The sequence below is a fragment of the Flavobacterium chungangense LMG 26729 genome (assembly GCF_000735715.2).
Taxonomy (GTDB): Bacteria; Bacteroidota; Bacteroidia; order Flavobacteriales; family Flavobacteriaceae; genus Flavobacterium; species Flavobacterium chungangense.
Window position 1 is genome coordinate 87,020 of the sequence record NZ_JASY01000014.1, and the last position, 24,930, is coordinate 111,949.

General features: G+C 34.9%; 17 protein-coding genes. 12 read left to right on the plus strand and 5 right to left on the minus strand.

The window, feature by feature from the left end; all coding sequences use genetic code 11:
* Positions 1-7: 7 nt before the first annotated feature.
* The 4 genes from JE46_RS18990 to JE46_RS19005 all read right to left on the minus strand — a co-directional run bounded on the left by JE46_RS18990 (position 8) and on the right by JE46_RS19005 (position 4,022).
* Complete coding sequence (locus JE46_RS18990) at positions 8-1,129, minus strand: efflux RND transporter periplasmic adaptor subunit (RefSeq protein ID WP_051872932.1); 1,122 nt, start codon at positions 1,127-1,129, stop codon at positions 8-10.
* 12 nt (positions 1,130-1,141) lie between these two features.
* Complete coding sequence (locus JE46_RS18995) at positions 1,142-2,476, minus strand: TolC family protein (protein ID WP_236010651.1); 1,335 nt, start codon at positions 2,474-2,476, stop codon at positions 1,142-1,144.
* A 53-nt stretch (positions 2,477-2,529) separates the two neighbouring features.
* The gene (locus JE46_RS19000; RefSeq protein ID WP_031456865.1) at positions 2,530-3,147 is read right to left on the minus strand and encodes a TetR/AcrR family transcriptional regulator; all 618 of its coding nucleotides are present in this window, start codon (positions 3,145-3,147) and stop codon (positions 2,530-2,532) included.
* Between the two features lie 119 nt (positions 3,148-3,266).
* Positions 3,267-4,022, minus strand: coding sequence for an NADPH-dependent F420 reductase (locus tag JE46_RS19005; protein WP_031456866.1), 756 nt, complete (start codon positions 4,020-4,022; stop codon positions 3,267-3,269).
* Positions 4,023-4,135: 113 nt separating this feature from the next.
* Between JE46_RS19005 and JE46_RS19010 the strand changes: the two genes are divergently transcribed.
* From JE46_RS19010 to JE46_RS19055, 10 genes are all read left to right on the plus strand, one after another.
* Positions 4,136-4,489 (plus strand): winged helix-turn-helix transcriptional regulator, encoded by a 354-nt coding sequence (locus tag JE46_RS19010; protein ID WP_031456867.1) that lies wholly within the window; start codon positions 4,136-4,138, stop codon positions 4,487-4,489.
* 324 nt (positions 4,490-4,813) lie between these two features.
* Entirely contained in the window at positions 4,814-5,305 is a 492-nt protein-coding gene (locus tag JE46_RS19015) for an RNA polymerase sigma-70 factor (protein ID WP_262494110.1), read from the plus strand.
* A 101-nt stretch (positions 5,306-5,406) separates the two neighbouring features.
* Positions 5,407-6,594, plus strand: a complete 1,188-nt coding sequence (locus JE46_RS19020; protein WP_031456869.1) for a FecR family protein — start codon at positions 5,407-5,409, stop codon at positions 6,592-6,594.
* 100 nt (positions 6,595-6,694) lie between these two features.
* On the plus strand, positions 6,695-10,276 hold the full coding sequence (locus JE46_RS19025) for a SusC/RagA family TonB-linked outer membrane protein (RefSeq protein ID WP_031456870.1): 3,582 nt from the start codon (positions 6,695-6,697) through the stop codon (positions 10,274-10,276).
* 10 nt (positions 10,277-10,286) lie between these two features.
* Positions 10,287-11,684, plus strand: coding sequence for a RagB/SusD family nutrient uptake outer membrane protein (locus JE46_RS19030; protein WP_031456871.1), 1,398 nt, complete (start codon positions 10,287-10,289; stop codon positions 11,682-11,684).
* Positions 11,685-11,742: 58 nt separating this feature from the next.
* Positions 11,743-13,749: a TlpA family protein disulfide reductase gene (locus tag JE46_RS19035; protein ID WP_051872934.1), complete on the plus strand. Its 2,007-nt coding sequence runs from the start codon at positions 11,743-11,745 to the stop codon at positions 13,747-13,749.
* Positions 13,749-15,173 (plus strand): alpha/beta hydrolase family protein, encoded by a 1,425-nt coding sequence (locus tag JE46_RS19040; RefSeq protein ID WP_051872935.1) that lies wholly within the window; start codon positions 13,749-13,751, stop codon positions 15,171-15,173. Before JE46_RS19035 ends, JE46_RS19040 begins: the two co-directional genes overlap by 1 nt.
* Positions 15,174-15,363: 190 nt before the next feature.
* Positions 15,364-17,436 carry a protein-disulfide reductase DsbD family protein gene (locus JE46_RS19045; RefSeq protein ID WP_031456874.1) on the plus strand — a complete coding sequence of 691 codons (2,073 nt, stop codon included), beginning with the start codon at positions 15,364-15,366 and terminating at the stop codon, positions 17,434-17,436.
* 18 nt (positions 17,437-17,454) lie between these two features.
* Complete coding sequence (locus tag JE46_RS19050; protein WP_051872936.1) at positions 17,455-20,271, plus strand: M16 family metallopeptidase; 2,817 nt, start codon at positions 17,455-17,457, stop codon at positions 20,269-20,271.
* Between the two features lie 238 nt (positions 20,272-20,509).
* Positions 20,510-21,199 carry a dioxygenase family protein gene (locus JE46_RS19055; protein ID WP_031456876.1) on the plus strand — a complete coding sequence of 230 codons (690 nt, stop codon included), beginning with the start codon at positions 20,510-20,512 and terminating at the stop codon, positions 21,197-21,199.
* Between the two features lie 147 nt (positions 21,200-21,346).
* Here JE46_RS19055 and JE46_RS19060 read toward each other — a convergent pair whose 3' ends face one another.
* The gene (locus tag JE46_RS19060) at positions 21,347-23,293 is read right to left on the minus strand and encodes a glycoside hydrolase family 97 protein (protein WP_031456877.1); all 1,947 of its coding nucleotides are present in this window, start codon (positions 23,291-23,293) and stop codon (positions 21,347-21,349) included.
* A 508-nt stretch (positions 23,294-23,801) separates the two neighbouring features.
* Between JE46_RS19060 and JE46_RS19065 the strand changes: the two genes are divergently transcribed.
* Positions 23,802-24,371 carry a transposase gene (locus JE46_RS19065; protein ID WP_209445163.1) on the plus strand — a complete coding sequence of 190 codons (570 nt, stop codon included), beginning with the start codon at positions 23,802-23,804 and terminating at the stop codon, positions 24,369-24,371.
* Positions 24,371-24,930, plus strand: a 560-nt coding sequence (locus tag JE46_RS19070; protein ID WP_244881902.1) for an IS3 family transposase, incomplete at its 3' end; no start/stop codon positions are given. The genes JE46_RS19065 and JE46_RS19070, both read left to right, overlap by 1 nt.

Consider the following 24,930-nt stretch of genomic DNA (forward strand, 5'->3'; position numbering starts at 1 on the left):
ATGCTGATTATTTAATGATTTTGATCTTCGATTGTTCGTTTAGATAAGCACTGTTAGAGATCACGATCTGATCTGTTTTTTGGAGGCCGTCTTTTATGAATACCTTATTGTTTTCAAATTTCGTTATCGTAACAGGCTGACGTTTTACTTTATTATTGACTACGATAAATACAAAGGCTTTATTTCCGTCGGCTTCGATAAGGGAATTGTAAGGGATAACGATAAAGTCTTCTGTATTTTCTGTTTTAATTTCTGCTTTTCCAAACATACCTACCGCCGGTTTGCTGTTTTTCATATTCAGTTTCAATTCTACCTGAAAAGAGCCCAGTGCCGCATCTGCAGATTGTGATTTTCTAAAAACAGCAGCATCAAAGTACGCTTCGGGATAACCATCAAGAGTAACAACTGCTTTTTGTCCTATTTTTACTGATGCCCACTCTTTATCTGTCAGGCCCACTTTTAATAAGTAATTGTTGTTTTGATTTGTTTCATTTATAGCCAGAATTGGAGTTCCGGGACCTACAACTTCTCCTTCGTTGGCTATCTTACTGGCTACAAAACCATTGGCTGTAGCATATATTTTGGCATAACGGGCATTAAAAGCGACGGCATCCTTTTGTTTTTTGGCAATGTCCAGGCCTGTTTTTGTATTTTGAAGCTGTTCCAAAGTATACACACTGTCTTTGTACAGATTATTGGCACGGTTGTAATCGCGCTCGTATTTTTTTACATTCAGATCTGTTTGGTTTAAACCGGCATTAATTTCGGTTGCATCTAATGCTGCCAAAAGCTGCCCTTTTTTAAAAAACTGTCCTTCCTCTACATAAATGCGGCTAACGATACCGCCAATTTTAAAACCATAATTAGCCTGATTTTCTGTTGTTACCAATCCTGATGCACTTATATTATTTGTGAGTGCGAGCGATTGGACTGTTGCTGTTTTTATCGGAATGATATCTGCAGTTTCGAAAGATGTATGTTCTTTTTTATCTTCTTTGCAGGCATATAAAAGAGGAAAGGCAATAAGGCATAGTACAATTGTTTTTTTACTCATTAGTGTAAAATTGTTTTTTAGGTTTTGGTAACCCGTGCCATTTTGGCGAACAGTCGAAATAATCTTTGATTTCATAATTTTTTATATTTAGTTAAAAGTAAAAGTGGCATTGGCTCTTTCCAGTTCTGCATACGCAATCCAGGAATTATAAAGGGCAATATTGGTATTAAGCTGGGCATTTACCCACTGGTTTTGTGCATCCAGAAGTTCAATGTAGATGGCCTGGCCTTCTTTGTATAATTTGGTAATGTCCTCATTATATTTTTTGGCCGATTCTTTTTGGCTTTTATCAGCGTAATATTGTTCTAATGCTGATTTTAGGTTATTTTGTGAAACCTGAAACTGAAGCAGTAACTGCTGTTTTACATTATCGATCTGAGAACTGATTTTTTTACTGTCTTCTTCTGCCTGTTTCAGTTTGAATTTATTTTTGTTGCCTGAAAAAATATTCCATTCCAGACCTACTCCTGCAAAATAGTAACGAGATTGTTTGTCTGCCTCAAAATCAAAATCCTGAATTCCAAAATCGGCAAAACCGTTTACTTTAGGATACCAATACGACTGTGTAAGTTTGCTTACATTATCGTTTAATTCTTTTACAGTGGTAAGTTTCTGCAATTCTTCTCTGCTTTGTGTATTTTCTGAAATTGCTTCAGCAGGTAAAGTTTCATTTTGGTCAGTTTCAATAGCAGTATCTAATTTTTGATTGAGTAAAAAGTTGAAATACGATTGTGCATTCTTAGAATTTTGAATTGCCGTTTCTAAGTTGGCTTGTATCCTTTTTACTTCGTTATCGCTTCTTAAAACAGCTGTACGGTTTATTTTGTCATTTTTAAACAAAGACTGGTTAACCCTTTGGTTTTCTTTGACCAGTGCCAGGGCATCCTCATAAATTTTGACCCCTTCAACAGACTGCAGGTATTTGTAGTAGGCTATTTTTATTTCCTTTACCAATTCCCTTTGATATATTTCCAGTTCTGTTTTTTGTAATGAAGCCTGTTGGGTTTTAATTCTCTTGTTATAGATAATCTCAAAATTCAGCAGGGGCATTGTAGTATGAATTTTAGCGTCATAGAAATTATCAGGGTTAATTAGAACGGACTGATTTTCTAAAGCCGGAAAAGCATTCGAATTTGTAATTTGATTCAGCGTACTGTATACCGGATTCAGCATATCTCCTATTGGAATATCAATGGTTCTTCCTCCTTCAGCCTTGGTATAAGTTCCATTTAAAGAAACAGTAGGATAGAATAGGGCATGAGCTTCTTTTAAAGCATACATACTTTTATTAATGTCAAAGTTGTGCTGCTTAATTACTTCGTTGTTTTTTAATCCTGCTGCAATATAGGCATCGAGCTTACTTTGTGAATATCCCAGATATCCTAGGCAGATTAGTGTAAATGTTAGTGTTTTTTGTATCATAATATACGTTGTTTATAAATTGAACATTGTTCATTTTTTTAATCAAAAAAAAATTAAAGTTTTTCTATTATTTTTAAATATTCATTATACCCGTCAAAGAGGATAGTGTCCGGATTTGTAAATTTTACTCCTTTGGTTCTCTGGCGAATTTCAAGGCAGCACATACCATGTACCAGACTCCAGACCATGAATGAAAGTGGTTCAGTGTTATGACCTTTAAAATGTCCTTTGTTGATACACTCCTCAATTGTTTTTTTAACCAGGTCAAACGTTATTGCCCCTTCATCCCAATCATCATTATCAGAGTTTTCTAAAAATTCCATCGGAGCTTTCAGGTTGAACATTAAATCATACATTTCAGAATTTTCTAAAGCAAATTTAATATACATGAATCCCATTTTACGCAATCGCTCCATTGGGTCTTCAATAGTAAACAATTCCTGAAAATACCCACCCAATTCCTGAAAACCTATAGAATGCAAATCGTGTAAAATGGCATTTTTATCTTTAAAATAGACATATACCGTCCCTACACTATAATCAATCTCATCTGCTATGTTTCTAATCGTGGTCTGCTCAATTCCTTTTTCGATAAAAAGCCTTTTTGCCCCTTTTAGAATTAGCGATTTTAAGGCTTCTTTTTCGCGTGCTTTTCTTTCTCCTGTGCTCATATATCGAATTTTATTTGACAAATATATGTTCTTTTTTTGAACAACGTTCATTTTTTTAATAAAAATTAGCGCAGTAACCCAAAACCCCATGTTTTACTGCGTTAATTTCAATATTTTTTTTAATTGTTTTTTGGATTCAGAGGGAATAAGGAGCGATTTAATTCTACAATTTCCTCATGAGTTGGAGCTGTAGTTCTCTTCATGAATGTATTAATGACTAAATCTCTATAGGTAGCAGCAGTATCTTTAACACCTGCCTTAAGTGCATTTTTGAGTTCCTCAGTATTCAATTCTGTGCAATAAGCAGGAGTTCCCGGTTGATGTCTCCATGATTCTGACAGTGTTCCTGCATCGACAGCATCAAAACCCATATCACTGATTAAACCTGAAACTGCTTTTTTTGAATTTTCATCATCTCCAGATACAGCCATCGCTATTCTGTCTTCAGTACCTGTTTCTTTTCCGCCATTGGCCAGGCTTTCTGCTAATAAATTATTAAATGCTTTAATTACCGGGCGGCCAAGTTGTTCTGAAACCCACACACTTTCAACCTTTCCGTTTTTGAGTTCTTCAATTTCAGCATCACGAAAAGGGTAATAATTGGATGTGTCGACAACTATCACATCATTAGAGACATTTTGAAACAATGACTTTGAGAGGGTTGGGATTGCGACAGTGGGAACAGATAATATAATAACATCTGCATTCTTCACCAATTGCTCTATAGTTGCAGCAATTACACCCAGATCTCTTGCCTTTTTTTCTAATTCTAATGGTTCACTTGTATTATTAACTATTATTTCATGTCCTTTATCCCTAAGTTTTCGTGCTATGATACTGCCAATGGCTCCGGTACCAATTATTCCTATTTTCATAATCTGTTAATTTTTATTATTGATATTATCTAAATTCTTTGCAAAGTTAAAAACTATTACTTTCTTTTGTATAGCACTTTCCTAAAGGAAAGTGAAATGTAATTTGTAAAACTATGGCACAGAAGAAAATACACTGCGATTGTCTCGATACAATAAAACCGGTTCGGGATGCACTGGACGTAATAAGTGGAAAATGGAAACTGCCTATTATTATTTCAATCGGAGTTGGAAATGAAAGATTTACAGACATACAGGAAAGTATTCCCGGAATCACTCCAAAGGTATTGGCAAAAGAACTCAAGGATTTAGAGCAAAATGAATTGATAAAAAGAACAGTAATCGATGATTACCCTGTTAAAATATCTTATAAATTAGAAAAATACGCAGATGCTTTAACGCCCATAATTTACGCATTAAAGGATTGGGGAGTAAATCATCGAAAAAAACTTTTTGAGAATCAGAACTAATTTACTTTCAGAATTCAAAGACTACCTAAATACTAAAACAAAAAGTATTGAAATAAATGTTGTTAAAAAAGCATATTCTGTTATTTTATTTCAAAACTAATCGAGAAAACTAAAATTATTTTTGCAGATTTTTAGCATAAAAACCGTAAAAGCAAATAAGCATTTTATTCTTACTTTTTGCAATGATTTAAGGAGTTTGGTAATAATTATATGGTAAAAATGATGATTTGTGGTTATAAAATTTATATTTGTGTAATTAAACTAAGATAGCAAATTAACTCGGAACAAGAAAATATCAGAATTGATGAAGCGTATTACAAAGAACTGTTTTATTCTTTGTATCCAAGACTTGTGAGCTACAGTTTTACGTTTGTAAAAGACAATTTTCTGGCAGAAGAGGTTGTTGAAAATGTAATGCTGCAGCTTTGGGAAAACCGTGTTAAATTTGAAAGAATAATTGACGTCAAATCCTACTTGTATACCATGGTTCGAAATGGCTCTCTTTTAATTTTAAAAAAAGAGCAAAAGATTGTTGAACTGGATTCTAAACTTTCTGATGAAACAGCAGATTTCGATTTTAATATTCTGGAAGAAGAATTATATTCCACTTTAATTGACGCTTTAAATTCGTTACCTGAAAAATGCAAAGAAGTTTTTGAACTTTCCTGTTTAGAAGGAATGAAGTATAAAGATATTGCCGAACAGCTTAATATTTCTGTTAATACCGTAAAGTCTCAGCGCGCCCGTGCTATAGAATTATTGAAGGAAAAACTCAAGAATCACTCCGAACTTTTATTTATTTTGCTTTTTCTTTAAAAAAAATCAAAAATCTTTCCACCCATTTTTGATATTTCGTACTCTTAGTTATATAACATTTACTTAAACTGTTAATAACCGCTACTTAATATCAAAAAAATATGGCTGCAGGAAAGAAAGAAATCACAATCGCCGCTCTCATTAAAAAGGAATTGCTTGTGGGAGAATTATCGATTGAAGAAAATAACCTTTTGCAGGAATGGCTTTCTGTACCCGGAAATCAGGAATATTATCAAAAAGTTATTGATTTGGAAACTTTAAAATCAAAAGAAAGATTTTATAACATAGTTCCTACTGATTTGGCTTATAAAAGAATTAAAGACAAAATCGACTTTATTGATGCACCTGTAATTTCACTTTTCAATTATAGAAAATTATTCAAATATGCTGCTGTTTTAGTTCTTTTAGCGGGATTATCTTCTGTTTTCTTTTTCTTGAATAATAAGGATGAAATAAAAAAGCAGGAGGTAGTCGTAAAAAGTATTAAACCGAAATACAATAATCCAACCTTAGTTTTGGCAGATGGAACTGTTGTTTCTTTAGAACCTAAAAAAGAAAAAATCGTTTCAAAAAACGGTGTAATCTCGAATGTAAATAATGTTTTAGTTTACGATGTGAAAGCACTGAACGGAAAAGTTTCTACAGGCGAAAATACGTTGATTGTTCCTGTAGGAGGAATTTACTCAGTGAGCCTTTCAGACGGAACAAAAGTGTGGCTTAACTCGAAATCATCTTTAAGATATCCAGTAGAGTTTAGAGGGGATGCCCGCAATGTTACTTTAGAAGGAGAGGCTTATTTTGAAGTCAGTAAAAATACCCGCAGCCCTTTTACGGTAAAAACAAAATCCGGAGATGTAACGGTTTTAGGAACGCATTTTAATGTAAACGCTTACACGGAAGATCATAATTTTGAAACCACACTTGCAGAAGGAAAAGTAAAAGTTTCAGCAGAAAATGAGTCAGTTGTTATTAATCCCGGACAACAGGCCAGAATTCAAAATAGAGGTTTAAAAGTTATAGAAGTCGATCCGTCCGTTTATACGGCATGGAAAGACGGGAAATTTTATTTTGAGAATGAAAATTTGAAAAACATTCTGAGCAAAATGTCCAGATGGTACGACTTTAATGTGAAATTCGAACAAAAATCAATAGAGCAGATTAAATTCACCGGCATTATCTTGAAAGATGAACCTTTGGAAAACCTTCTTAATATAGTGAGTAAAACATCGAATATTAAATATAAAATAACCAAAATAAACCAAACGTATGAAGTAACCGTAAGTAAATAAATAAAAAAACCGGAAAATGTTTGCACCATTTCCCGGCTAGTATTGTTCAGTCGAAAAAAAGAGTTCGAAATCAATTAACCAACCAAAACATTTTAAAAGTATGAAAAAAAACCTATCCGCAAAAGATTGTGGGGTAAAATCCGCGCTTTGGGATAAATTTCTTAACGTCATGAAGAAATCCCTACTATTATCCATATTTTTTTTCAATATAGTTGCTTTTGCCTATTCTCAAAAAGTAACTATAAAGGTAAAAAATCAGTCAGTATCTTCTGTTTTAAAAACAATAACCAGAAAAACCAATGTCGAATTTTTCTACAGTGATGATGTTTTTAATGCGCAGCGAAGAGTTGATATAGCATTCGATAACGCTGATATAATGACCGTTATCAAAGAACTAATAGGAGATAATTATAAAGCAGAATTTGTAAATAACAAATTGATTGTTATTGCATTAAATACAAAAGTAAAAACCGCAACGGCTTCTGTAATAGAAGAAAAAGTAAAAATTAAGGGAGTTGTTACCAATGCTAAAAAGGAAAATTTATTTGGCGCATCGGTTTGGGTTAAAGGCACCAAAGACGGCGCTGTTACCAATTTTGACGGTTCTTACGAAATTATGGCTCACAAAGGAGATGTTCTTGTTTTTGAATATTTAGGATACAAAAAAACAGAAGTAACGGTTTCAGAAAGCCTGATTATCAATCCTGTTTTGTTAGAAGATGTCAGCAAACTAGACGAAGTGAAAATCGTATCAACAGGATATCAAAAATTAGACAGAGAGCGTTCTACGGGATCTTTTGTTGCCCTTACGGCTAAAGATTTAGAAAAAGTGCCGGTTAATAATGTCCTTCACAGATTAGAAGGTCAGGTGGCTGGTTTGCAATTAAATATTTTAGATTCTGATAACACTTTTGTCTACGGAACCACATTTGGAGATGGTCAGGGAAGATCGAGCTATAATGTTGCCATTAGAGGAAAATCTACATTAGAAACCAATGCAATGCCATTGGTAGTATTAGACGGAACACCAACAGAATTAGACATCAGAACAATAAACCCAAATGATATTGAAAAAATTACTTTTCTAAAAGATGCTGCTGCAGCTTCTATTTATGGTGCAAGAGCGGCAAATGGAGTAATGGTAATTGATACCAAAAAAGGAAAACAAGGACAAACGAGAATTAGTTTTTCTCAAAATTATGGTTTTTCGAACAAGCCTTCTTTGTCAAAATTGCCATTAATGAATTCGTCTCAGGTTTTAAATTTAGAACAGGAGTTTGTAGATAGAAATTTGGTTACAGATCCGGCAAGTGTAACTTATATGCTGACTACTCCTGTTAGTCAGGGAATGGACCTGATGTTTCAGTACAAACGGGGTGATATCACTGAAGCCCAAAGAAACGCTGGCTTAGATGTTTTACGTAATCGTAACACTTATGGACAGGCAGAAAAGTATTTGCTGCAGGCTGCAACAACTCAAAATTACAATTTATCGGTTAGCGGTGCAGAAAACGATTATTCGTATTTCATGTCGGGATCGTATTCTAAAGAAGAAACTCAGGCAAAAGGAAATAGCGGACAACGTTTGACTTTATTATCGAATCAGGATTTTAAGCTGTTCAATTATTTAAAAATGAATACAAGCTTAAGAGGTTCAATCTTCAATTACAACAGTAATGGATTAGGACTTTCTCCATTAGGAACTTCATTGAATACTTTATTGCCTTACGACCAAATTGTTGGAGATGATGGGAATTCTGTTGATTATTACCGTCGTTATTATGCAGGACAAACGATTCCGTTGGAGCAATCCGGATATTTACCATGGACTTACAATTATATCGATGAATTAAAGAATAGTGACAGGTCCTCAAATGAATTAAATTTTGGTGCTACAATTTCGGCAACAGCTCCATTATTAAAAGGTTTAGACGCAGTAGGTACCTATTCTGTAGAAAATTCAAGTTCATCAAATGATAATATGTTCAATGAAAATACCTTTTATACACGTGACAGAATCAACTCGGCAACCTCTATAAACGGCAATGGCGATTTAGTGTACGGAATCCCAAAAGGAGGGATTTATCAAAACAATGAATTTGGTACAAGCAGTTACACGATGAGAGGGCAATTAAACTATGATGGCATTATAGGTCAGGATCATTTGATTAACGCAATGGGAGGTATTGAGGCCAGAGAAACTAGAGAAACTCAAGACAGCAGAACATTGTTTGGATATAATTCAAAAACGCAAACCTCTGTAGATATTCCGTCACAAAACTATGTTGATGTAAATGGCTATAACTATACCCTTCAATATGGTAATGAGCATAAAGATGTTCGCAGAAGATTTTTATCGTATTATGCAAATGCCGGTTATACCTATAAAAACAAATATACACTTACAGGAAGTGCCCGTTTAGACGACTATAACAATTTTGGAGTAGATAAAAAATTAAGAAGAACACCATTGTGGTCGACAGGTGCAAAGTGGAATATTAAAGATGAATCTTTTCTTAAAGAAGTAAGCCTGATTAATAGTCTGGCTTTAAGAGCAAGTTATGGTTATAACGGAAATATCAATTTGGAGGTTTTTCCTTTTACAAATATCAGTTTAAGTAATTTAGATACTTTTTCACAACAGCCTTATGCTTTTATTACTGCTCCGGCAAATCCTAATTTACGTTGGGAAAAAACAGCCATTTTAAACTTTGGGGTAGATTTCTCTATCTTGAACAACAGATTAGGCGGTACGATAGAATATTATCAAAAGGATAGTAAAGATTTGATCGTAGATTTCCCAATTTCTCCATTTTACGGTGTTCAAAATAACGCTTTAAAGCAAAATGCAGCAACAATATCGGGAACTGGAGTAGACTTAAGTTTAAACGCAACCATTCTTAAAGCTAAGGATTTTACCTGGGATTCAGGTCTTGTAGTTTCTTACAATACTTCAGAAGTAACCGATTCCCGTTTTCAAAACTACAGTCAGTATTTAAATGGTACGGGATCAACGCCGCCTATTGAAGGCTACCCATTAAACAGTGTATTTGCTTTTAGGTCAGCAGGATTAGATGCAACAGGAAGAACTCAGGTTTATGATAAATCGGGTAACATCGTTAATTCTTTTACTTCTCTTAAAGAAATTGCTGATATGAAGTATATGGGTACAAACATCCCTTCTTACTTTGGAAGTTTTAATCATACTTTCACTTACAAAAAAGTGTCACTTTACATTTTAGCAACATACAAATTTGATTACGTATTATTTAAGCCAACGTATGGAGGTTACGTAAACAGACAAGGAAGATTTAATCAATACGATTTAAATACTGATATTGACCAAAGATGGAGAACTCCTGGAGACGAAGCTACTACTTCTGTACCGGGAATTCAGGGTTCTACCGGGCTAAGTTATGTGAGGTATATGTTTGGAGAAGATCAAATTATAGAAGGAGATCATATTCGTTTTAGAGAGCTTTCACTTAAATATGATTTGAACAGCTTAATTAACAGAGGAACCATAACAGGTGCTTCAGTAACATTTACAGCCAGAAATCTTGGTTTCTTCTGGAGAAAAAACAAAGACGGTTTAGATCCTGACTTTTTACCATATACAGGGACTAACATGAAATTGCCGGCAATGGCAATGTATTCAATTGGTTTAAATGTTAATTTTTAATTTTTTAAAGATGAAAAAGTATTTAAAATACATCACGATAATAGCTTTAGGAACAATTGTTTTAAGCTGTGACAATTATGTCGATATCAAAACCGAAGGAAGATTAATACCGGAAGAAACAGAAAACTACAGGTATCTTTTGAACAATTCATATGCATTTGATATAACCTATGGTGCTGTAGATGTGGCCTCAGATGATATTAGTTTTCAAAATGAGGCTCAGACCACTGCATTGGGGGCTTCTGATTATTATCGTCCATTTACGAATTTTTATAAATGGTCAGATGTTCTGTATTTTGATGGTGAAAGAGATTACAATATGGAGAACATGTATAGTGCCTTGTATAATGCAAACATCGTGATCAATGAAGTAATGAAAAGTAAAAATGGAACGGAAGCCGAAAAATTAGCTATAAAAGGGGAAGCACAAATACACCGTGCATTTATCTTTCTAACCCTGGTAAATACTTTCGGAAAAGCTTATGATGCTGCAACATCAGCAACAGATCCCGGAATTGTACTCTTTACAACAGCAACCGTTTCAGACGACATAAAAAGAACTTCCGTTCAAAATGCGTATGATATTATTCTTAGTGATTTAAACGATGCTGTAAATTCAGGTTTAAAACCAGTTAATTCCGGAAATAATGTTGCATTTCCTTCCCGCGCAGCAGCTTACGCACTTTTAGCAAGAACGTATTTGTATATGCGAAACTATCCTTTAGCTTTAGAAAATGCAGAAAAGGCATTGGCCATTCAAAGCACATTAAATAATCTGGAAGATTTTGAGTTTAATGCTTTTCCTACCAGAAGATTTGATAAAGAATTGATTTTGTCAAAGTGGAATGGTTATACTTCTTTTTCTTACGCACCACAGATTCTATCATTAAGTAATGAATTGATTAACTCATTTGATACAAATGATTTGCGTTATGTGCTTTTTACACAACCATCAAGCAATTTTAATTCTGAATATACCACAGGAAGAACATATGCCAAAGAAGGTTTAACAGGAGAAAGCAGAAATGCGGGACCAACAGTTCCTGAAATGATGCTGATAAAAGCAGAATGTCTGGCAAGAGCGGGTTCCGGTAACTTAGCAATGGCTGAAATAAATAAATTAAGACAGAAAAGATTCAGAGCAGGACAATATGTTGCCATGACTGCGACAGACAATAAAGATGCTTTAATCAAAGTGTTGGCAGAAAGAAGAAGAGAGTTAATGGGATCTGGTGGTTTTAGATGGTTTGATTTGAAACGATTAAACAAAGAACCGGAATTTGCCAAAACCATTACGCATGCTTTTGCAGGACAAACGTTTACACTTGCCCCAAACAGTGACCGTTATCAAATGCCTTTTGCCCCAATTTATTTTGAATACGCTCCAAACTTACAACAGAATCCATAATTAGTTAATTAAAAATGTGCACTCAGATTTCTTTTGAGTGCACTAAATTCAAAAAAAAATGAAAAATTTAAAGCTGATCTTATTTTTATTCAGTGTTACAACCAGCATATTTGCTCAGGATGCACCTGCACAAATACTGACTCTTTCTCCCGAGCATCCAAATCCAGGAGACGAAGTGACCATAACTTATAATGCCGCGAACGGGCCACTTGCCAATGCAATGTATGTAAACGGGGTAGTGTATACTTATGATAATTTTAAATGGATTACCAACGACGTTACTTTAAAAGCAGCCGGAGATAAAAAGTGGGAAACCAAAATGAAACTTTCAGCCCATGCATCTTTTATAAATTGTGTGTTTAAATCGGATACCATTGTAGACAAAGGAGAAAAAATGCCTCATGGTTATATGTTTGCACAAGTTCCGGGAGCTTACACTGGCTGGGGAATTTTGAGAAGCAGGGCTTTTGAGAATGAAGTACCCAATGTGGTGCATGACAGTGCGTACATTGCTGATCAGGTTGGTTTAATGTGGATAAATTACGAATTGCAGTATCATCCGGAAAGCCGTAAAAAGATATTTTATTACGGGTTAAAATTAAAAAAACTAACATCAGGAAAGGAGCAATCTGTAGCTATTAAAAAAGAATTGCGTGGTTTGCTTACTGATGCTAACTTAGATAATGCTACACAATATAATATTCAGAAGACTTTGGATTTATTGGAATATCCAGCTGATAAAGTATTTTCAGATTCTGTGCAAAATGTTTTGGTAACGAAATATCCTTATGGAGTTTTAGCAAGAGACAGACAGATTCAGGAAATAACCAGGGAAGTTGACTTTGCTAAAAAGGTTAAATTATATACGGAATTCGAGAAGAATTTTCCACAAAATAAATTTGAAGACGTTTATACAGACATAGAAAGTTTGTTTTATGATAAAATGATTAAATCAATTGTTTATGGTTATATCGTAAACAATAAAGATTACACTTATGCTTTAAATAGCGTTAAAAAAGTTTCTTTTGTCAACTTATTAGATTATCACTGGCATTTAGTGTCTATTCCTTTTGACAGGGATCATGACGGAATTGAAAAAGCGTCAATAGAAACATTAAAGAAGTATGCAGATATTATTATGGGGGAAATGGAAAACAGACTAACGTTTGTGCCAAAAATGTATGCCGGAAAATTATCATTAAAAGAATGGCAGGAACAGGCTTTACAAATGATGAGCAGAGAATATTTTACTTATGCTAAATTGGCAGAAGCGACTAAAAATTATGATGTAGAAGAAAAATATTTAGCTAAAATTAAGCCTCTGTTTGGTTATAAAGATGCGACTTACAACGAGGTTTATACCAGAATGTTATTGAGAAAAGGGCAAACAGCAGATGCTAAAAATTATATGGCACTTTCGGTAAAACAAAATCAGGTAACACCGGAAATTTTGGCTTCATTAAAAGAAATATATTTAAAAGAAGGCGGAGTGGCAACAGGTTTTGATGCCTATTTGGAATCTCTGAAATCACTGAGTAATATCGAAGAACATAAAAAGAAAGTAATATCAGAATTAATTAACCTTCCAATCGCTGGATTTGAATTAGAAAGCAGCAAAGGAGGAAAAGTAAAACTAGCCGACCAAAAAGGAAAAATAGTAGTACTTGATTTCTGGGCCATGTGGTGCGGACCGTGCAAAGGTGCGATGCCGGGAATGAATATGGCAGTAAATAAATATAAAGCCGATGACAATGTGAAATTCTATTTCGTAGATACACAGGAATACATCAAAGATTTCAAAGAGCAGACACAGGCTTTTATCAAAGAAAAAGGGTTTGATTTTAATGTACTTTACGACGGTAAAAATCCTAAAACAGGAAAAATGGATGTAGTTTATGAGCAATACTCAAAAGCATTCAAATTTTCCGGAATCCCGGAGAAAATGATTATCGACCAAAACGGAAAATTACGCTGGATGTCAAACGGTTATTTTGGAAGCCCAAGCGAATTGTTAGATGAAATTTCAATCATTGTCGAGCATTTAAAGTCAGAGAATAAAAAATAATGAAAACTCTAATTAAAAAAAACAAGAAAGAAAACTTAAATCTTTTAGGATTTTTAAGTTTCTTAATGATGATGACCAGCCAGTTTAGTTTTTCACAAACTATCTGGCAGGGCCAGCATCATTCGTACAGGGTTATTTTGTCTGGTGATTTGGCGAAATATAAAACAGATTCTTTAAGTGTTAAAATGCCTGAATTAGAAATCGATAAAAAAGTAGTCACAACTGTAAAAGGAGATAGTATATCTTTTAAAAATGAAATGTATGGTTTTTCTTTTAAAGGAAAATACAATGAAGATAAAAGTGCAATTTCAGGAATTTTCAACTATTATTCAATTCCAAATGCAGCAGTTGTTTTAAAGAAAGAAAAAGAAATACAGCCTCTTTACTTTTCTCAGCATCCTAAAAAACCATATTCGTATCAGGTTATTGATATGACCTTTTTAGGCAAAAAAACAAAACTTACTTACGGAGGAACATTGACAATTCCGAAAGGAAAAAAGAAATATCCGCTGGCAATTTTAATCTCAGGAACCGGACAGCACGATCGCAATTATACGTACATGGGAAGAGAGTTTTTTACTGTTTTGGCGGATTATCTGGCAAAGAACGGAATTGCTTCTCTTCGCGTAGACGATAGAGGATTCGGCAAAACGACAGGTGATTTTCAAAATGCCACAACCGGCGATTTTGCTGATGATATTGAGGAGCAGATTGCCTATTTAAAAACAGATAAAAATATCGACGCTTCGCATATTGGTTTAATCGGTCACAGCGAAGGCGGAATGATTGCCTCAATTGTGAGTTCGGGAAACAAAGATGTAAAATTCATGATCAGTTTGTCAGGAGTAGGAGTAAGCGGACTGGAAATGCTGAATCTTCAAAATACGGCAATTTTGAAAAGTTATAATTTTTCGGATAAAGTGGTGGCGAAACAGATGGAAATGTACAACATCATGTTTAAGGTTGTTTACGATACAAAAGACGGAGAATCGGCACAGCCTGCAATGGAAGTAAAGTTGAAAGAATGGATGCAAAAGCAGGATTCGACAACATTAAAAGAAATACATCTGTGGGACGGACGTGACAAGGATTTCCTGTATCGTTACGGAAAAGATGCTGACAGAAAATGGTACCGTTACAGCATTCATTACAATCCGGAAAATTACCTGCCCAAAATTACCATTCCGGTAATGGTGGCAAACGGCGATAAAGACATCAGTGTTCCAGCCGAAGAGAATATCAATTCATTCAAAAAATACCTGAAAACAAAAGATCTTACAGCAAAGATTTATCCAGGCCTGAATCATATGTACCAGCACTGCAAAACTTGTACACAAAGCGAAGTCAAAGAACTAGATGAAGTTTTCGCCCCGGAAGTTCTCGACGATATTTCAAAATGGATTTTGGCCCGTTATAAAAAATAATTCAATTTAGTTATTAAATAAACACACATAATATTAAGATGTGTTTGTCATTCCGAGGAACGAGGAATCTTCGTAAGATATTCGACAAAGATTTGCGATTACTGCATAGAGTTTCTTGCGGAGATCCTTCCTTCGTCAGGATGACAAAAAAGAGAATTCATTGTGGCAATTTAAAATCTAACTTTTTATCATGAAAAAATTATTTCTTTTTATCGCAATTTTATTTGCGGTAAGTAACCTTACTGCCCAAATTTACGATCCCGTTTCCTTTACAACATCCGTAAAAGAAATAGGAGAAAACAAATATACTTTGAGTATAATTGCCAAAATTGATAAAAGCTGGCATATTTATTCTCAAAACGTTCCATCAGGCGGACCAGCACCGACAAATTTTACTTTTCCGAAGTCTAAAAACTACAAAACAATCGGTTCTGTAGCCGAGCCTGAGGGACATGAAGTAGACGATCCTGTTTTTAATATGCGAATTAAATATTTTGCAGACAAAGCAGTCTTCACTCAGACTATAGAACGTAAAACTGCCGACGCTTTTACCATTAATGCGTCTGTTTTTTTTATGGTTTGTAATGACAACAGCTGTCTTCCTCCGGGAGAAAAAGAAGTAAAATTTACGTTCAAAAAATCAGATACACCGGTTAAAAACGAAGATGCAGCAAGTGCCGCAACAGAAGAGAAAAACACTGATTTGCCTGTAAAAGACGAATCCACTACTAAACAAGATACCACAAACAACACAACAAACTCTGTTAACATTGCTGGCAAAGACACTCCTGAAATTTTAAATAATTCAGCCAAAAAAGCATCTTCAGGAAAAACAGCCCCTGAAGAAAGCCTTTGGACCTTATTTTTCTTCAGCTTTTTAGGAGGTCTTGCTGCTTTGTTTACACCATGCGTATTTCCGATGATCCCAATGACGGTTAGTTTTTTTACCAAACAAAGTAAAAACAAAGCGGCCGGAATTAGAAACGCTATGATGTACGGTATTTTTATTATTGTAATCTATGTTATTTTAGGGAGTTTGGTTACTGCAATTTTTGGTGCTGATGCTTTAAATGCGCTGGCCACAAACGTAGTTTTTAATGTCTTTTTCTTCTTGCTTTTACTGGTTTTTGCATTGTCATTTTTAGGTGCTTTCGAAATAGTATTGCCAAGTTCATGGCTTACAAAAATTGACCAGAAATCAGAAATAGGAGGTGCTTTGGGAATCTTTTTTATGGCACTGGCATTAGCCGTAGTTTCATTTTCTTGTACCGGACCAATTGTCGGGACTTTATTGGTTCAGGCAGCAAGTCAGGCAGGAATTGCGCCAATTGTCGGAATGCTTGGGTTTTCATTGGCCATTGCATTGCCGTTTGCTTTATTTGCAGCTTTTCCGGGATGGATGAATTCGCTTCCAAAATCGGGTGGCTGGTTAAATTCGGTTAAAGTGGTTTTAGGCTTTTTAGAATTGGCTTTAGCCTTTAAATTTTTAAGCAATGCCGACCTGGTTTTACAATTGCATCTATTAGAGCGAGAAGTATTTCTTGCTATTTGGATAGCTATATTTTCTGTATTGGCTTTATATTTATTCGGAAAGATCCAATTGTCACATGATTCGCCTGTTACGCATATCTCTGTAGGGAGACTGAGTTTAGGAATTATCGTGCTGACTTTTGTGGTGTACATGATTCCGGGACTTTGGGGGGCTCCGTTACAATATATCAGTGGTTTTCCTCCGGCGAAACAATACAGCGAATCTCCAAATGGTTTTGGAAACTCAGTAGGACAGAACACTGAAAAAACGGCATTACCGGAAGGAGCAGAAAGTGGCCCAAACGGAATTACGACTTTTCATAATTATGACGAAGGTCTGGCTTACGCGAAAAAAGTAAACAAACCCGTAATGATCGATTTTACCGGATACGCCTGCGTTAACTGCCGTAAAATGGAAGAACGTGTCTGGCCGGATCCTAAAGTTTTGGCAGTTTTAAATAATGATGTGGTTTTGATTTCGCTGTATGTAGATGACAAAAGACCTCTGCCGGAGAATGAACAGGTGGTTTCTAAAATTACCGGAAAAGTTTTAAAATATACGGGACAGAAATGGAGCGAACTTCAGATTTTAAAATACAAAACAAACGCTCAGCCGTACTACGTTTTAATGGATCATAACGAAAAAGACCTGAACAAACCATCGGCTTACAATCCGGATAGTAACGCTTATTACAACTGGCTACAGGAAGGAGTCCGGAATTTCAAAAAATAAAAAGACAAAAAATATCAAATGAAAATCTTTCAATCAAAATATTGGCTTTTAGTCCTTTTCATCGGATTTAAAAGCGCTGCTCAGTTTTCGACTACAGTTCCGCTCAGCAAAGACGTTGTTTCAGGAACATTAAAAAACGGAATGAAATATTATGTCCTTCATAACGAATGGCCAAAAGACCGTGTCTGTTTTTATTTCGCTCAAAATGTCGGAGCGATTTTAGAAAATGACGATCAGAACGGACTGGCACATTTCCTCGAACACATGGCCTTCAACGGAACACAAAATTTTGAAGGAAAAGGGATAATCGATATGCTGGAGAAAAAAGGAGTTAGTTTTGGAGCAGATATCAATGCGTATACCGCACAGGATCAAACCGTTTACAATTTGAGTAACGTTCCTGCAAACGATTCAAAATTGATTGACTCCTGTCTTTTGGCATTGCACGACTGGTCTGGATTTCTTTCTTTAAAAGATACTGAAATTGATGCAGAACGTGGTGTTATCAGAGAAGAATGGAGAACGAGAAGAAACTCAGAATTCAGACTTCGCTTAGAAACAGATAAGGTTTTGTACAAAGATTCTAAGTATGCAAAACGAGATGTAATTGGCGATTTAAATCTGATTAATACGTTTGATTATCAGGTTTTAAGAGATTATTATAAAAAATGGTACCGTCCGGATTTACAAGCCGTTATTGTGGTTGGAGATATTGATCCGAAGGAAATTGAAAAGAAGATTATCGAAACTTTTTCTGCTATCCCAATGCCTAAAAATGCGGCAGAACGTTATTATGTTGCTGTTCCAAAAAACAAAGAAATGAACTACGTTTTGGCAAAAGACAAAGAAGCGCAGGAAACAAGCGTGGTACTTTACTTTAAAAAGGATTTTGATAAAGTTAAAAACAACGAAACGATCAGAAGGGATTTGCTGAACAATCTGTGTACCGATATGATGAACAGACGGTATCAGGAATTCATTCAGAATAATGAAACAGCTGTTTTAAATATTGGCACAGGAACATCAGAAGTTTCAAGATTAACCAATTCGTACTATTTATATGTAACGCCAAAAAACAACAAAACGCTGGAAGGTTTCAAAGAAATGATGATTGAAACGGAAAGAGCGGTTCGTTACGGATTTACTCAAAAAGAATTAGACCGCAACAAAGAAGCTGTTTTGAGTTCATACAAAAACTCACTGCAAAATAAAGACAAATTTGAAAGTGATGGACTTTCAGAAGAATTAGTCAATTATTTCTTAAAAGCAATGCCATTTGAGAGTATCGAAACACAGTATGAAAAGGCAAAGTCAGGACTGGCTTCTATCACCTTAGCTGAAATAAATCAGGCAGTTAAGAAATTGCAGACAACTGATAATATGGTCATGACAGTTACAGGTCCTGACAAAAGTGAAATTGTTTATCCTTCAAAAGAAGAGTATGTTTCGATTATGGCATCTGTTAAAAAAATGCCGCTTGATAAATACAAAGAAAGCGATACAGACCAGCCTTTGATTGCATCAGATCTGAAAGGTTCTAAAGCTTCAAAAGAAACTGCAATTGAAGGAATTGCAGGGGCAAAAAGTTACGTTTTGGCAAATGGTGCAAAGATTGTTCTGTATCCGACTACCTTAGCAAAAGACGAAGTGTTGTTCTCTGCGTTTAGTTTTGGAGGAAGTTCGTTAGTAAAGACAGAAGATATTCCGTCATCTCAAATCGCAGTGAGTCTGGTTGAAAATTCTGGTCTGGGCGCTTTTAAAAGTACCGATTTAAAAGACAAACTAAACGGAAAAATTGTAGATATTAAGCCTTACATAACTGAATTGACTGAAGGTTTTAAAGGTTCAGGCAATCAAAAGGATTTTGAAACTTTATTGCAATTGCTGTATCTGTATTTTGAACAGCCAAGATTTGATAAGGAGGCATATAGCCGAATGGTTACGGGTTTTAGTAATTCGTTAGAAAATTCAGCGAATACGAATCCGAAAGTTTTTCAGGATACAATTTCACAGCTCAATTACAATAGAAACAAAAGAGTTCCGTTAATAAACGAAGAATTTCTGAAACGATTGAGTTTTGAAAAAGCATCAGAAATTTATAAACAAAGAATTCAAAACGCTGCCGATTTCACGTTTGTCTTTACCGGAAATCTTCCGGATAATGTACTTTCATTAATTGAAAAATATATCGGAAGTATTGCATCAGATGTAAATAAAAAAGAAAATTTCACAGACAATCATCTTGATCCTGCACCGGGAATTGCTAAACAGTTATTGTTGCGCGAAATGAATGTTCCAAAAGCAAGTGTTTACATTCGGTTTGTAAAACAGTTTCCGTATAACTATAAAAATGTATTCATATCGCATATTTTAGCAGAATTACTATCTAAAAAATACCTGGATTTAATTCGTGAAGAAGAGGGTGGAAGTTATGGGGTTCATGTAAATTCAGGTTTAAGCAGACTGCCGTCGGATGAGTATTCAATGACAATCAATTTTGACAGTGATCCTGAAAAAGTAGAAAAACTAACAAAAATAGTCTATGAACAGATAAATTTAACGCAAAAAGATGTAACAAAACAGGAGGAAATAGAGTCTATTAAGAACACAGTTTTAAAGGCAAGAGCAGAGAAAGTGATGACAAACAGTTTTTGGCTTAACAGCCTAAATAATATGATCCTAAACAATGATACATTTAAAGATGATGTTATTTACAAAAAAACGCTGAAAGAAATAACAGCCGAAGATATAAAAGCTTTCGCAAAAGAATTTTTTGCAAATCCTAAAACTGTTGAAGTAATTATGAAATCAAAGCCTCAGGTTACTGCACCATAATAGTAAGAAATTGGTTTTTCATTCATTTTTTAGAAGTATTTTGAATTAGTAAGCGTATACAACTAACTTGAAAAACCCAAAGAGCTGTTTAACGACAGCTCTTTTTTTTTCCACTTTACTTTTACAATAAACATATCTTATAGATTTTTTGGCTAAATCAATAAAAAAAGGTAGGGTTTCTCACAGTTGAATTGTTTAAGAATAAACCACTTTTTAGATTAAACTTCGAATATCAACCATGGATAGAAAAAAATTTTTAAGAAACGGTCTTTTCGGATTAGGCGCTATTATTGCACTTCCAACCGCTATTTCATCCTGTTCAAAAGATAATGATAACGAATCATCAGATGATACGGGTAATAATTCGGGAGGTGATTGCAGTGTTTCGCCAACTGAAACCAAAGGGCCTTTTCCTATACTGACTCCCGCTCAATATGTTAGAGCAAGTATCATAGGCGACAGGACAGGTGTAGCACTTTTAATGACCCTGACCATAGAAGATCAAAGCAATGGATGTACGCCGCTTGCAAACGTATTTGTTGATGTCTGGCAATGTGATAAGGACGGATTATACTCTCAATATAATACACAAACCAGTGCTAACTATTTAAGAGGAAGGCAGACTACAGACCAAAATGGAAAAGTTTCTTTTATTAGCATATTTCCGGGCTGGTATCCGGGTAGGGCACCTCATATTCATGTTGAAATAGTAACTCCTGAGGGCAGGTCGCTTTTGATCACTCAAATTGCCTTTCCGGTTTCCACTTATACATCGGTTTATGCAACTGATGGTTATAATGGAGCGCCCGACACATCAAATACACAGGACAGTATATTTTCGAATAGTTTATCCGGAAATATGGCTGATTCGGTTACAGGAAACAATACCGATGGCTATACTTTATTAAAAAAGATAACTGTAGCGTAATTTAGGATAACACATCTTTCTTTACGCCAGACAAAAGAATAATTTACTTCATTATAATGCTTTTTTAATAGATTGATTTGGTTAAAAAAAGTCACTCCTTTTACGAGTGACTTTTTGAGTTTTATGAAATGGATGAATGATAATCTTCTAAGGAATAAACAGTACGGTTCCTCCATTGGCAGAAAGCACCAGATTGAATTTAGTTTCATTGCCAAACTTCTGAGTACTGAATTTTGATTCCTGACCGTCACCATCTGAAATAATAGAGACATTTTTACCTTTAAGCATCGACAAATCTACAGTGATTTTTTTAGTGCTGTTTTCTCCATTGATGGCTGCAATGTACCATTTTGTGTTTTTTCTTCGGGCAATTACACAATATTTCCCCGGATAGCCATCTATAAAACGGGTTTCATCCCATACTGTCGGAACATTTTTCAGGTAATCAAATAAATAAGCGGGTTTTTCCTTTAAGTTTTCAGGCGTTAATCCCCAGTGCTGAACGGCAGAAAAAAACACAACAGCTGTTGCCATTTCAAAAGCATCAGTAGTTTTTCGAATTGTTCCTTTGTCAGGGTTGCGGTTTAAACGTTTATTAAGGAAAACCGGACCAAAATCCATTGAGCTTACGGCATTTCTGGTAAAAGGATAAATAGTAGCTGTAGAAGGATATCGGTCACTGAACGACTGCTGAAAAACCAGATTTTCAGAGGCCAGTACCGCTTCGCTCGTCATAAAATTAGGATACATTCTTTCCCACCCGCGCGGAAGGGTAGTACCGTGAAAATTGATGTTCAGACCAAATTCAGCTGCATCAGTAAGGATATCATGATACAGTTTCATGGTGGCCTGTTTGTCGCCGCCAAAAAAATCGATTTTTAAGCCTTTTACGCCAATTTGCTGTAGCCATTGCATCTCTTCTCTTCTGGCTTCAGCTGTGTTCATTCTGTCTTTTGGGGTTTGCGGAGCAGTGTTCCAGTTTCCGTTAGAATTATACCAAAGCAGGACACCAACATTTTTAGATTTGGCATAATTCACCAGTTCGGCCATTTTTTCTTTACCAATAGTAGTATCCCAAAGGGCATCAATCAGGATGAATTCACATTTCATGTCGGCTGCAAGATCAATAAAAGTTTTCTGATCGTTATAATTGCAGCTTTCGTCCTGCCACACAATCCAGCTCCAGCTTGCACGGCCTGCATCAAATATTTTCGAAGTTTTTACAAGCGGTTTAACCACATCTGTCGAAGCAGTCGATTCAACAATTGGTTTTAAAGTTCGTCCAAGAGTAATCGTTTTCCACGAAGTCTGCATAGGTAAAATTGCGGAAGCTGTAACAGGCCCCTGATTGTTATTTTCGCCATCCTGAGGAAAAGTAACAGTATAGATGCCGTCTGAACCTGCATCGCTTAATCGGGTTCCCACATAAGTATCGCTGACACCGGTTTCAGAAAGTAACACCCATCCTTTATTGCCTAGGTGAAACAGCGCCGGAAAAGTATAACCCAATCCGTATTGCGATTTTGTTCCCACGGGTTCTTCTCGGGTGTATTCTTCTTCATAAGACGGTTTCGTTTTTTGCCACCCGCTGGATGGCGGAGCCTGAGGCGTGATGAAAGTGGTTGTTCCTGCTGGAAGTTTAAATCCTGTTATTTCTTTTTCAACAGTACAATTGGTCGTATTCTTTTTGCTTTTCGGAATCAGATAACTAAAAGCCACATCAGTATTTGTAATTCTGAAAATTATATGTATGGTGTCGTTTGAAGCATTCGTAAAGATGCATTTTAATTCATTCGCCTTATAATTGATCTGACTGACTTTTGAACGGCTGAGCTGATAAGATTCCTGAATTTTGACTGAGGTATGCCCCGCAAGTTTAAGCCCTTTTGTAAAGTCACCTGCAGAACTCAGAAGTCCTATAGGTGATTTTCCAAGGAATTCATCTTTTTGATAAAATAAGCTGTAATAAGCTTTGCCGTCAGTAACGGAAATTTCCATTTGTATATTTTTATCGGGACTTGAAGCAGATACTGTTTGCGCCTGAAGCGAATTTGAAAGAGAGAAGTAAAGTAGACTAATCAGGATAGATCTCATGATAGGGTATTTGGTTGGTTAGTAAAGCTCTTCGGAAAAAGAATATAAGTGTAAAAATAACACTTTTTTTAAGATTTGACAAAATAGAATGTTTTTTTAAATCAGTAAGTGGTTGCAGGATTATTTCTGAATTAGAGGGAGTGTTTGAAAGGGATTAAATTTTCTAAGAATAAAAGGAGAGTATGATTTTCTTTAAATTTAGTAAGACTGATATCTCTACTATTTCAATGTGATATTTATTTCATTTGTCATGATTGATGAAACATTATTATTTTAGTCTCAAAAGTAGAATGCTTTGGAAATCTTCGACGCAAAAAATAAAAGCTTTTATAGCACAATTCAGAGGTGTTAGGAATGTAGAATTTTTCTTTTTAGGCGAACGAATATGTATACTTAAACTTTCTTGCTTCACAGGTTTTTGGATTACGCTATAAATCGCGATCGGCTTCTTCGGATCCAAGATGACTTTGTAAGTACGAAAAGTGTTTAAAATAAAAAAGCACCTCAATTGAACTGCCCCAAAAAGTTAGACACTATTTGGGGCATTTTTATGGGAAGAAAATTTAAATACAGTTATGATTTCAAAGTTCGTTGTGTAGAAGATGTTTTAGAGAGCAACCGTTCAGTTAATTCAGTTGCACAAGAGAACAATTTTGAAAAAACTAGTCTTAGAAGATGGATTAGCTTTTATAAAAAACATGGTAAAGAAGGTCTTTTACCCAGGAAGAATCAAAAGTATAGTATTGATTTTAAGCAACATGTTTTACAAACAATTGAAAGTAAGTCTTTATCTTTGAGAGATGCTTGTGTTGAATTTAACATTCCAAATATGTGTGTTATTATTCAATGGCAAAAGAATTGCAAAGGCCAAGGTATCTTGGGCTTAAAGGAAAAACCTAAAGGAAGACCAAAATCTATGAACTTCAAAAGAGCCAAAAAGAAAACCTCTAAACCTCTAACCAGAGAGGAAGAACTTTTACTTGAGATAGAATCATTACGATGTGAAAATGCTCTGTTAAAAAAGTTCAATGCCTTAGTTCAAGCCGAAGAAATCAAGAATATAAAGCGCAAGTCATAATAGAATTAAGGCATCAGTATGATTTAGCAAATATGTTAAAGCATATGAATATGGCGAGAAGTAGTTATTATTACTATGAGAAAAAACAACAAACAGCCGATAAATATAGATATATTAAATCACTGATTAAGCAGATTTATCATCTACATAAAGGTAGATTTGGTTATAGACGCATTACCTTAGAAATTAACAATAAAGGCATTTTAATCAACCATAAGACGGTGCTCAGACTAATGAAACTTTTAGGGTTAAAAAGTATAATTAGAGTAAAGAAATATAAATCATACAAAGGAGAACAAGGTAAAATAGCTTCCAATATATTAAAACGTAATTTTAAGGCTTTAGTACCTAATGAAAAATGGGCAACAGACGTTACCGAGTTTAATGTATCAGGTAAAAAGTTATACCTATCTCCAATAATTGATTTATTCAACGGAGAAATTATCAGTTACGATTTATCAGAAAGAGCAAACTTTAATCAAATTCTATCTATGCTTAAAAAATCTTTTGAAAAAATACCCAATAAAACTAATTTAATACTGCACTCTGACCAAGGCTG

What these genes read in the sequence shown, in the direction of transcription:
- JE46_RS18990 (WP_051872932.1), bottom strand. Translation starts at nt 1,129, where the DNA reads ATGAAATCAAAGATTATTTCGACTGTTCGCCAAAATGGCACGGGTTAC.
- JE46_RS18995 (WP_236010651.1), bottom strand. Translation starts at nt 2,476, where the DNA reads ATGATACAAAAAACACTAACATTTACACTAATCTGCCTAGGATATCTG.
- JE46_RS19000 (WP_031456865.1), bottom strand. Translation starts at nt 3,147, where the DNA reads ATGAGCACAGGAGAAAGAAAAGCACGCGAAAAAGAAGCCTTAAAATCG.
- JE46_RS19005 (WP_031456866.1), bottom strand. Translation starts at nt 4,022, where the DNA reads ATGAAAATAGGAATAATTGGTACCGGAGCCATTGGCAGTATCATAGCA.
- JE46_RS19010 (WP_031456867.1), top strand. Translation starts at nt 4,136, where the DNA reads ATGGCACAGAAGAAAATACACTGCGATTGTCTCGATACAATAAAACCG.
- JE46_RS19020 (WP_031456869.1), top strand. Translation starts at nt 5,407, where the DNA reads ATGGCTGCAGGAAAGAAAGAAATCACAATCGCCGCTCTCATTAAAAAG.
- JE46_RS19025 (WP_031456870.1), top strand. Translation starts at nt 6,695, where the DNA reads ATGAAAAAAAACCTATCCGCAAAAGATTGTGGGGTAAAATCCGCGCTT.
- JE46_RS19030 (WP_031456871.1), top strand. Translation starts at nt 10,287, where the DNA reads ATGAAAAAGTATTTAAAATACATCACGATAATAGCTTTAGGAACAATT.
- JE46_RS19035 (WP_051872934.1), top strand. Translation starts at nt 11,743, where the DNA reads ATGAAAAATTTAAAGCTGATCTTATTTTTATTCAGTGTTACAACCAGC.
- JE46_RS19040 (WP_051872935.1), top strand. Translation starts at nt 13,749, where the DNA reads ATGAAAACTCTAATTAAAAAAAACAAGAAAGAAAACTTAAATCTTTTA.
- JE46_RS19045 (WP_031456874.1), top strand. Translation starts at nt 15,364, where the DNA reads ATGAAAAAATTATTTCTTTTTATCGCAATTTTATTTGCGGTAAGTAAC.
- JE46_RS19050 (WP_051872936.1), top strand. Translation starts at nt 17,455, where the DNA reads ATGAAAATCTTTCAATCAAAATATTGGCTTTTAGTCCTTTTCATCGGA.
- JE46_RS19055 (WP_031456876.1), top strand. Translation starts at nt 20,510, where the DNA reads ATGGATAGAAAAAAATTTTTAAGAAACGGTCTTTTCGGATTAGGCGCT.
- JE46_RS19060 (WP_031456877.1), bottom strand. Translation starts at nt 23,293, where the DNA reads ATGAGATCTATCCTGATTAGTCTACTTTACTTCTCTCTTTCAAATTCG.